This window comes from Candidatus Sulfotelmatobacter sp. (genome assembly GCA_035498555.1).
Lineage (GTDB): Bacteria > Eisenbacteria > RBG-16-71-46 > RBG-16-71-46 > RBG-16-71-46 > DATKAB01.
Genome location: DATKAB010000191.1, coordinates 1 through 10,305 on the forward strand (window position 1 = coordinate 1; position 10,305 = coordinate 10,305).

Sequence of the window (10,305 nt, forward strand, 5' to 3'; positions counted from 1 at the left end):
GGCGGCAGATTGTCGACCGAGTAGCCCGAATCGGGCGGCGAATCGTAGAACACGCCGGGCGTGGCCGTCGCCGCGCGCACCATGAAGGTGGTGCGATGGAATCCCGACGCGTTCGAGTCGGCGAGCGTCGGGGCCACGAACACGTACGCGGTATCGCCGTGCGCCGGAAGCGTTCCCATCAAGTCCCAGCCGAGCAGCTCGATGCCGGCGGGCGGGGTCGCCGAGGCGGTCGCCGACCGGGGCGCGAGCTTCAGTCCGAGCTGTGAACTGATCTGCCGGTACACCTCGTAGGACTGAATCGGCGTTCCCGATCCCGCCACGTCGAAAGGACTCGACCGGAATCGCACGCGCACCTGCCCGCCCTGGTCGTTGGTCACGTCGCGGATACTCGCGATCGCCGGACTCGCGCCGCCGACGACGCGCAAGGCCACCGCGGGTGAGAGACTGCCGAAGAAGCCGGGATCGCCCGAAAAAACGGCCGACAGCGAACGATCGCCGAGATAAGGCGCGAACAGCGACAGTGCGGCGACTCCACCGCTCACCGGGGCCGTGCCGAGCAGCGTCGTGCCGTCATAGAAGCGCACGGTGCCGGATGGGGCTCCTGAGCCGGGCGCAGGCACCGAAACGCCCGCGGTGAGCGCAAGCAGCGCGCCCTTCACCGCCGGCCGGGGGGTCGCGCTCAATGACACTCGCGTCCCTTCGAGCGAGAGCAGCACCGACGCTGTTCCCGCGGAGTAATTGGACGTCATCAGGTCCGGCCGTCCGTCACCGTTCAGATCCGAGATCAAAACGCAGCTCGGTCCGTTTCCGGTCGGGAGGTCGGTCCGCAACCAGTTGAGAACCGACGAATTTCCCAGCAGCACCGACACGGAGTTACCCGAGATGTTCGCGGTGACGATGTCCGGATAGCCATCGCCGTTCAGATCACCGATCGCTGCCGTGAACGCGGCGGAGCCGGCCGCCACGTCGAACCTCGACGGGAAGGTACCGGTACCCGTGCCGAGCAGGATGGAGACGGTGTTGTCGAGCGAATTGGCGACCACGAGATCAAGCTTGCCGTCGAGGTTGACGTCGCCGATCGCCACCGAGCCGGGATACCCGCCGACCGAATAGTCCACCTTGGTCGCGAAGGCGCCGCCCCCCGTGCCCATCAGCACCGACACCGAATTGCCATAGTAGTTCGCGGAGACGATATCGGGCTTGCCGTCGCCGTTCAGGTCGGCGACCGCGACCGAGATGGGGTTGGTTCCGGTGGTGTTGACGGTGCCGGTCGGGAAGATGCCGGTGCCGCTGTTGAACAGCACGACGACCGCGTTGGAATTGCCGCTGGCCACCGCGATGTCGGGCTTTCCGTCGCCGTTCAGGTCCGTGACCGCCACCGACTGGGGTTGGGCGCCCGCCCCATAGTCGACCTTGGGCGCGAATCCCCCGGCGCCGTTGCCCAGCAGGACCGAGACGGAATTCGAGCTCGAGCCGTAGTTCGCGACCACCAGATCGAGCTTGCCATCAAGATTGACGTCGCCCACTGCGACCGCGTTCGGCTGGCTGCCGGTGGCGAAATCGGCCTTGGGCCCGAAGGCGCCGCCGCCCGTCCCGAGCCGCACCGAGACGTTGGCCGAGCTGGTGTTGACCGTCGCCATGTCGGGGCGGCCGTCGCCGTTGAAATCGCCGACCGCCGACCACCGTGGACTGGCGTTGGTGGGGTAGTCGACTCGCGGCGCGTAGCTGCTGCCGGAGGAATTGAGCAGGAGGGCCACCGCGGGAGCCCCGAAGTCCGCGACCCCGACGTCGGGTCTTCCGTCGCCGTTCAAGTCGGCAATGGCAACGCCGCTGGGCTGCGGACCCGCTCCGAACACCTGCCTGGGCGCGAATCCGCCGGCGCCGTCTCCGAGGTAGATCGAGACCGCCGAGACGTCGGGGTTGGTGGTGGCCACGTCGACCTTGCCGTCGCCGTTGAGATCGCCGACCGCGATGCCGAAGCAGTTCGAGCTCGAAGCATAGTCGGTGTGCGGGGCGAACCCGCCCGAACCATTTCCCATCAGCACCGAGATTCCCGAGGCCGTGCCGGCGCAGGCCGCGACCAGATCGGGCTTGCCGTCGCCATTGAGATCCGCGATCGCCACCATCCAGGGATTCCCGCCGGTCGCGAACTCGACCTCCGGCGCGAATCCACCGTGGCCGTTTCCAAGGAACACGCCGATGGCGACGCTGTTGATGCAGGCGACCGCCAGATCGGCGAAGCCGTCGCCGTTCAAGTCGCCGGCCGCGATCCCATCCGGGGCGGAGCCGGTGGCCAGGGTGCCGCCCGGCGCAAATCCGCCCGAGCCGTTTCCGAACATGACCGAGACGGTGTTGTCGTTGTTGTTGACGATGGCCAGGTCCGGTTTGCCATCGCCGTTCAGGTCGGCGATCGCGACGCCGATGGGCGCCGTCCCGGTGGTGAAATTGGTTGCAGGGCCGAACCCTCCGGCGCCGTCACCGAGCAGGACCGAAACGGAATTGATGGAGGCCCCGAACTCGCAGGTCACCAGGTCGAGCCTGCCATCACCATTCAGGTCCGCGATCGCCATGGATCTGACCCACGTGGGCACCGGGTAGGTCGCGGCGGGACCAAAGCCGGCCGAGCCGTCGCCAAGGCGCACGGTCACGGCACCGGATGCAGTGCCCGTGATCAGGTCGAGCTTCCCGTCACCATTGAGGTCGGAGAACGCCACGCAGTTCTGCTGACCAGCGATCGAGGGGTAGATCGTGGGGCCGAGGCTCAGGCTCTGAGCGAGCGCGCTCGAATAGAACACGACCAGCAACGAGACCGGTCCGAATAGCAATCGCAGGGTTTTCATGGCAGCACCACCACACGCGCGTCGAGCGCTCTCTGTGCTCGGGTCAAACGCACCAGATAGAGGCCCGCCGGAACGGTGCGTCCCTCGGCCAGATCGATGGAGTGAGGTCCGGGGCCCAGCGCGCCGACGTCGAGCGACGCGAGCCTTCGGCCGCTCACGTCGATCAGGTCGAGCCGCGCCGGCTCGGAGCCGGGAAGGGTGAAGCGGATGTCGAGCCCGGGCCCGTGCGCCGGATTGGGGCGCGCGCCCTCGAGCGCGAAGCCAAAGCTCTCGTCTCCTCGCACGTCGGTCGTCCCGCCCGGCGTGAGCAGGGCGAAGCCGCTCTCGTTGCCGTTCACGTCCACCGCCGAGAGCTTGTAGAAGCGCCCCGCGACTCCAGCATCGGTGTAGCCGGTGTCGCTCGGCGTGGCGATCAGGTTGCCGGGGCCGGGAACGAAGCCCGCCGAGCTGCCGCGGTAGAGCCGGTAGTACCAGAGATCGGGCTCGAGGTTCGCGCCCCAGTGCAGGTGGGACATGCCGCCCGAATAGGCGCCGGTGAACGGCGAGGGAATCGCGGGCGCGAGATTGTCCACCGAATATCCGGAGTCCGGCGCCGAATCGAAATACAACGTCGGCGTCGCGGTGGCGGCGCGCACGAAGAAGCTCGAACGGTGAATGCCGCTGCCGTTGGAATCGGCGAGCGTCGGCACCACCAGGTCGTAGCCCGATTCCCGGTGCGCGGCGAGGCTGCCCACGAAATCCCAACCATCCATCTGAACGCTGGCCGGCCGCGCGCGTGAAGGCGCCGCCAGCCGGCTCGCGAGCCCCAGCGCAGGGTTGACCTGACGATAGACTTCGTACTGCGTGATCGACGTCGGCGAGCCCACGTAATCGTAAGGACTGGCGAGAAACTGAACGCGAACCTCGCGGCCTTGATCGTTCTTGATGTCCTGGATCCCGGCCAGCGCCGGGGCAGCCGACGCCGCCACCCGCAGCATCCGGAGCGAAGACACGCTGCGCTGGAACTTGCCGTCGCCGTTGTAAACGGCGGTAATCGACCGATTGCCACGCCGCGGAGCGAACAGCGAAAGCGCGGCGACACCCCCGTTCACCGGCGTGGTCCCGAGCAGAGTGAAGCCATCGAAGAAACTCACCGTCCCGGCGGGAACGCCGCTCGCGGGGGCGACGGCCGTGACGTTCGCGGTGAGCGTCAGCGCCGCACCGAGCAGCACGTTTCCGGGGCTCACCGCGAGCGAGGTCTGGGTGCTCTTGAGCGCCAGCAAGACCGAAAGAGAGCCGCTGTTGCTCGTCACCAGGTCCGGGCGGCCGTCGGCGTCCAGGTCGCCCACCGCGAGTCTCGCGACGCTCGGCGGGCACTGCACCGACGTTCGACCCATGAGCGAGCCGAGTCCGTTGCCGTAGAGCACGTCCGCGGTCGAGTAGTAAGTGGCGGCAATCAGCACATCGGGGTGGTGATCGCCGTTGACGTCCACCACCGAGATCTCGTCCGGATAGGCGCCATTGACGTTGGGAAAGTCGGTCCTGGTCCCGAAAGTCCCGGTCCCGTTTCCGGGCAGCACCGAGACCCCCCACGGGTAGAGTGACGTGAGGACGACCAGGTCCTGTTTGCCGTCGCTGTTCAAGTCGCCGACGGCGATCGAGATGGGGCCGTTCATCGTGGTGTAGTCCACCTTGGGCAGGAATCCCCCGGATCCGTTGCCCAGGAGCACCGATGCGTTGTTGGTGCCGTAGTTCGCGGTGGCGAGGTCGAGCCGGCCGTCGCCGTTGAAATCCCCCAACGCGATCGAATAGGGGAGCGTGCCGACCGCGAAGCTGGTGGCGCTTCCCAGCGAGCCCGTCCCGGTTCCGAGCAGGACCGAGACAGTGGCAGAGCCCGTACCGGCCACGGCGACATCGGGCTTTCCGTCACCGTTGAAGTCCGCGATCACGGCGGCGTACGGCCCGGCGCCGACGGCGAAGTCGGTCTTGGGGCCGAAGCTCCCGGTGCCGTTGCCCAGCAGGACCGAGACCGTGCTGGCGTCGTGGTTCACCGCGACCAGATCGGACTTGCCGTCCAGGTTCAGATCTCCGAGCGCCACGGAATAGGGATTCGTGCTGGCCGTGAAATCGGTGTGAGAACCCAGCACGCCCGCGCCATTCCCGAGCAACGTCGAGACGAGCGTCCCGCCGTTCGTGTAGCCGACCGCAACGTCCGGCTTGCCGTCGCCGGTCAGGTCGCCGATCGCCAGGTCGTACGGGAAGCTGAGAGTCGGAAACGACGACGCGCTCCCGAAGCCGCCGTTCCCGCAGTTCAGGAAGACGCTCACGGAATCGGCGCCGTTGCCGGCGACCGCGAGGTCGGGCTGGCCATCGCCGTTCACGTCGGCGGCGGCGACCGCCACCGGGGTACCGGCGGTGTTGTAGTAGCTGGCCGCGCCGAAGTTGCCGGTGCCGTCGCCCATCAGCAGGGCCAGCGACGCGGCGTTGGAAAGGGCGGCGGCGAGATCGGGCTTGCCATCGCCGTTCAAGTCGGCGATGGCGACGCTCTGAGGCCGCGAGTCGTAGTAGAGCGAATACGAGGTCATGGTCCCGAGTGCGCCGAGTCCATCACCGAGCAGTACCCCCAGCGAGCTGCTGAGCGTGCCGAAGTTGGCCACCGCGACGTCGAGCTTGCCGTCGTTGTTCAGATCTCCCAGCGCGACGGCATCGACGGCGCTTCCGACCGGGTAGTCGGCCCGCGCCGCGAAGGTGCCGTCACCGTTGCCGCGTAGCACCGACACGCTGCTGCTCTGGTAGTTGGCGGTGACGATGTCGGGCTTGCCGTCGTTGTCGAGGTCGCCGACCGCGAGCGATTCGGTGTAAGGCCCCGCCGTGTTGTAGGTCGGCGCCGAGAAGCCTCCCGTGCCGTCGCCGAGATAGACCGCGACCGAAAAGATGGTGGACACCGCCGCGTCGAGCTTGCCGTCTCCGTTCAGGTCGGAAACGGCGATCCCGGTGGCGTTGTTGGGCCCCGGCACGTCGACCCGCGGAGCGAATCCGCCGGCCCCATTGCCGAGGAAGACCGAGAGTGTGCCCGGGCTTCCCGAGTAGTTGACCACCAGCACGTCAGGTCTTCCGTCGTTGTTCAGATCGGCGATCGCCACGGCGTACGGACTGCTCCCCACGGCATAATCCGTCTTCGGGCCGAAGTTCCCCGCTCCATCGCCGAGCAGCACCGAAATCGTGCTGGCACCGGTGTTGACGCAGACCAGGTCCGGTCTGCCGTCACCGTTCAGGTCCCCGGTCGCCACCGCCCACGGCTGGTGGCCGGCCGCGAAATCGAGTCGTGCCCCGAGCAGCGTGGACTGGGCCGCGCACACTGCCGGAATTGAAACTGTGAGCAGCGCCAACGGCAGCCACCGGATCGGCGGGCGAGTCGAATGAGAGGCGCATGCCGGGCGCATGGATCCTCCGGAGCATTGGAGACCGGCGCGATGCAGGTCGATCTCCATACGTCCGGACGGCTGGCAACGAACGGGCCGCCCCGGGGATCCGTTCCAGGGCGGCCCATTCGATCGGGCGGTGGGCTACTCGATGACGGCTGCCCGCGCCGTCGCGACGCGCGCGCCCTGAGTCAGGCGCATCACATAGAGCCCGGCGGCGAGGCGCTGCCGGTCCGCGAGATCGATCGTGTGGTAGCCGGCGCCGAGTGTGCCGACCTCGCGCGCCGCCACCCGCCGCCCGCTCACGTCGTACAGCTCGAGTCGAGCCGGCTCGGCACTGGCCAGAGAGAACGCGACGGTCAGCCGATCGCCGCGGCCCGGATTGGGGGTGAGACCGGCGAGCGCGAAGCTCGCGGACGCTGCTGCGCCGCTCACGGCCGTGGTCCCGCCTGGCGTGAGCAAGGCATATCCGCTCTCGTTGCCGTTCACGTCCACCGCCGAGAGCTTGTAGTAGCCGCCGGCGGCGCCCGCGTCGACGTAGCCGGTGTCGCTCGACGTGGCGATGAGATTGCCCGAGCCGGGTGTGAACCCCGCCGAGGTTCCGCGATACAACCGGTAGTACCAAAGGTCAGGCTCGGTGTTGCCGCCCCAGTGAAGATGCGTCGCGCCGCCGGCGTAGGCGCCGAGGAACGGCGCGGGCGGGGCGGGCGGCAGATTGTCGACCGAGTAGCCGGAGTCCGCGGGCGAGTCGTAGTACACGGTCGGCGACGCGGTCTCGGCGCGCGCAAAGAACGTCGCGCGATGGAATCCCGAGGAGTTCGAATCGGCGAGGGTGGGCACCACCGCGACATAGGCCGAGTCGCCGGTCGCGTAGGTGATCGCCACCTGATCCCAGCCGTCTACCAGCGCGTGCGCCGGCGTCTGAGAAGTCGCGCGCGAAGCGAGCAGGCCGGGCGCCACCTGGCGGAACAGCTCGTAACGAACGATGGGCGTCGCCGAGCCGGAGTAGTCGAACGCGCTGGCCCGAAAACGCACGCGCACCTGTCGGCCCTGGTCGTTCTTCACGTCGCTGATGCCGGCGAGGCGCGGCGCCCCGGTCAAAACCACGCGCACGGATTGCGCGGCCGAAAGACTGCTCTGGTACAGATCAACGCCGGAGAAAGCCGCGCTGATCGCGCGGTCCCCCAGGTAGGGCGCGAACAGGGCGAGAGTCGCGACTCCGTTGTGTGGGTTCGCCCGGCCAAGCTGGGTCAGGCCATCGTAGAAAAGCACCGCTTGTTCGTTGACGGGGCCTGCGCCAGGAGGAACGGCCGTCACGTTCGCAGTGAGCGTCATGAGACCGCCGAGGACCACGGGAGTGGGCGAAACGCTCAGGGAGAGCCGCGTGCGAATCTTGCACGGCACGATCGCGACCTGACTGCTGCCCGGGCCGACGCTCGCAAGATCGAGACGCCCGTCGCCGTTCAGGTCGCCGAGGGCGATGCTGGTAGGGCCTTGCCCCACGGTGTAGGCGGTCTGTGGTCCGAAACCTCCTCTGCCATCGCCCAAGAGCACAGAGACCGAACCGTCGTCGTGGTTCGCGGCCAGAATATCCAGCCGTCCATCCTTGTTCACATCCGCGATGGCAACCGCGACAGGACCTGATCCCACCGCGTAGTCCACCTTTGGACTCAGCGAACCTGTACCCGTGTTGATCAGCACCGAAACCGTGTTCGCACCGAGGTTGCCCGTCACCACGTCGGGCCTGCCGTCCCCATCCAGATCACCGACTGCGATGGCGACCGGCGAGGCTCCGGCGGGAAAGTCAGTTTTCGCTCCGAACGCGCCGCTGCCCGTGCCAAGCAGCACCGAGACACTGCTGGACCAATTGTTTGCGGTCACCAGGTCGGGCACGCCGTCGCCATTCAGATCGCCGATCGCGACCGCCTGCGAGTACAGCCCGGTCGGGAAGTCAGTCTTGGCGCCGAACGAGCCTGTGCCGGTTCCAAGCAGCACCGAGGCTACGGCGCCGTTGACCGTGACCATGTCCAGGTGGCCATCGTTGTTCAGATCGGCGGCGGCGATGTCATACGGGGCGCTTGCGACGGCGAAGTTGGTCGGTGGCCCAAGTCCGCCGGTGCCATTGCCGAGAAGGACAGTGGCGCCCGCAGCGGTGATCGTCGCCAGGTCGAGCCTCCCATCCCCGTTGAAGTCCCCGATCGCCAAACCTTGCGCGCCAGCTCCGGTCGGGTAGTCGTTCCGAGGTCCGAAGGCCGCGCCACCCAGTCCTCCCAACACCGATATCGAGCTTGAATTGAAGTTCGCGACCAGCATGTCGAGGATGCCATCTCCGTTCAGGTCTGCAAATTTCATGCTGAACGGCTGGCTGCCAGCGGTGTAATAGGTCGGAACCGGCAAGAACTCATAAGCGAATCCCAAGAGCTCCGAAATCGAGTTACCATTGAAGTTGGCCGTCAACAGATCGCGCACGCCATCTCCGTTCACGTCACCCGCTGCGACGGCCACCGGATAGGCGCCGACGGCGAAGCTCGCGGGCAAGAAGAATGAACCGGTGCCATTGTTTCTCAGCACATACACCGAATTGGTCGCCGTGCTGCTGGTCGCGATATCGGGATAGCCGTCGCCGTCGAGATCGGCGATGCACAGCGACTGCGGGTTGGCGGCGACGGCGTAGTCGACATGGGCATTGAATCCGGCGCCGTTGTTCTTGAGCACTGACACTGAGCTGGCGCTGAACGAACAGGTCACGATGTCGAGTCGGCCGTCGGCATTCACATCCCCGAGTGCGACGCTGAACGGCGCGCCGCCGGTCGCGAGCGAGGTGAACGGCGCCAGCGTTCCGTCGCCGTTACCCGTGAACACGCTGACGGAACTGGCGTTGCTGTTCGCCACCACCACATCGGGTTTGCCGTCGCCGTTCAAGTCGCCCGCCGCGACCGATACGGGGAACGATGAAGCACCGCAGGCATAGTCCACGCGTGGAGCGAACGTGCCGTTGCCGCGCCCGATGAACACCGAGATGTTCTGTCCGCCGTTGTTCGCCACCACCAGATCCGGGTGGCCGTCCATGTTCAGGTCGGCAATCGCCACCGAGTAGGGTGTCGAGGGGGTCGAATAGAGCGTTCGTGGAGTGAACCCACCGCCTCCATCGCCCAGGAGCACCGAGATCGTATTGTCGGTGGCGTTGGTGGCGACCGCGTCGGGCTTGCCGTCTCCGTTGAGATCGCCGACCAGGAGGCCGTAGGTGCCGTTACCGGAGAGATTGTTCGTCTGCGCTCCGAAATTGCCAGCGCCATCCCCGAGCCTCGCGATGACCAGGCCAGACGAATTCGAAGTGTAGATCAGATCGGCGGCCCCATCGCCGTTCAGATCGGTCACGACCACCGCGGAGGGGTTGATGCTGACGGAATAGTCCGTGCGAACGCCGAGGGCGAAGGCGCCCGCCGATCGGGGCGCGACGAGAGTGATCAACAGCACGGCGAAAGTCGGCGTCAGCGGGAGAACAGGGGCAAACTTCCAGGCGGAGTGACGTTCGACCTGCGGCATGGTGACTCCTGGGCAACTACGTGGCTGGGGTACTGGGCGCGGCTCCGCTTACGTCATTCCACGACGGCTGCGCGCACCGTCGCGACGCGCGCGCCCTGAGTCAGGCGCATCACATAGAGCCCGGCGGCGAGGCGATGGCCTTGTGCGAGACCGATCACGTGGTAGCCGGCGCCGAGTGTGCCGACGTCGCGCGCTGAAACTCGCCGCCCGCTCACGTCGTACAGCTCGAGCCGAGCCGGCTCGGCACTGGCCAGAGAGAACGCGACCGTCAGCCGATCGCCGCGGCCCGGATTGGGCATGAGCCCGGCGAGCGCGAAGCTGGCTGAGACGGCGCCTCCCACCGCGGTGGTCCCCGCGGGCGTGAGCAGCGCGAAGCCGCTCTCGTTGCCGTTCACGTCCACTGCCGAGAGCTTGTAGTAGCCGCCGGCGGCGCCCGCGTCGACGTAGCCGGTGTCGCTGCGCGTGGCGATCAGATTGCCGGGCGAAGGCGTGAAGCCGGCAGAAGCGCCACGATACAC

4 protein-coding genes are annotated in these 10,305 nt (G+C 67.3%); all 4 read right to left on the reverse strand.

Annotated features, from left to right (window positions below):
- A partial coding sequence (locus VMJ70_15140) for an FG-GAP-like repeat-containing protein (protein ID HTO92465.1) occupies window positions 1-2,840 on the reverse strand: 2,840 nt, incomplete at its 3' end.
- A complete protein-coding gene (locus tag VMJ70_15145; protein HTO92466.1) occupies window positions 2,837-6,262 on the reverse strand; it encodes an FG-GAP-like repeat-containing protein in 3,426 nt (1,141 codons plus the stop codon). The genes VMJ70_15140 and VMJ70_15145, both read right to left, overlap by 4 nt.
- Window positions 6,263-6,385: 123 nt before the next feature.
- A complete protein-coding gene (locus tag VMJ70_15150) occupies window positions 6,386-9,787 on the reverse strand; it encodes an FG-GAP-like repeat-containing protein (GenBank protein ID HTO92467.1) in 3,402 nt (1,133 codons plus the stop codon).
- Between the two features lie 53 nt (window positions 9,788-9,840).
- Window positions 9,841-10,305: T9SS type A sorting domain-containing protein (locus VMJ70_15155; GenBank protein HTO92468.1), on the reverse strand; the 465-nt coding region annotated here is incomplete at its 5' end.